Origin of the sequence: Arthrobacter sp. NQ4, assembly GCF_029077345.1 — a bacterium.
Taxonomy (GTDB): domain Bacteria; phylum Actinomycetota; class Actinomycetes; order Actinomycetales; family Micrococcaceae; genus Arthrobacter.
Genome location: NZ_JARETC010000033.1, coordinates 1 through 657, shown reverse-complemented (window position 1 = coordinate 657; position 657 = coordinate 1). Strand labels below are relative to the sequence as shown.

Here is a 657-nt window from a genome sequence, read left to right as displayed (position 1 = left end):
GTCGCTGCCATCTGCATCGGCGTGGGCCAGGGCCTGGCCGTCGTGCTCGAAAACATGACCGCCGCCGGAACCAACACTGGAAAGGACCAGTAATGCTGAACTTCGTAGATTCGGTCCAGGACGCCGTCGCCGGCATCAAGGACGGCTCCACCGTGATGATCGGCGGGTTCGGCAACGCCGGCCAGCCGTTCGAACTGATCGACGCGCTGCTGGACTGCGGCGCCACGGACCTGACCGTGGTGAACAACAACGCCGGCCAGGGGGATCAGGGCCTGGCCCTGCTGATCAAGGAAGGCCGGGTGAAGAAGATGATCTGCTCCTTCCCGCGGCAGTCCGATTCCTGGCACTTCGACGCCAAGTACAAGGCCGGCGAGATCGAGCTCGAACTCGTCCCGCAGGGCAACCTCGCCGAACGCATCCGCGCCGCAGGGGCCGGGATCGGCGGGTTCTTCACCCCCACCGGCTACGGCACCATGCTCGCCGAGGGCAAGGAAACCCGGATCATCGACGGCCGCGGCCACGTGTTCGAAACCCCCATCCACGCCGACGTCGCCCTCATCAAGGCCCTGAAGGCTGACGGCAAGGGCAACCTCGTCTACCGCAAGACCGCCCGGAACTTTGGCCCCATCATGGCAGCGGCCGCGAAGCACACCATCG

General features: G+C 65.9%; 1 protein-coding gene. It reads left to right on the top strand.

All coding sequences use genetic code 11. The features are described 5' to 3' along the window. Positions 1 to 92: 92 nt before the first annotated feature. Positions 93 to 657: 3-oxoacid CoA-transferase subunit A (locus PUN51_RS20645; protein ID WP_275182384.1), on the top strand; the 565-nt coding region annotated here is incomplete at its 3' end.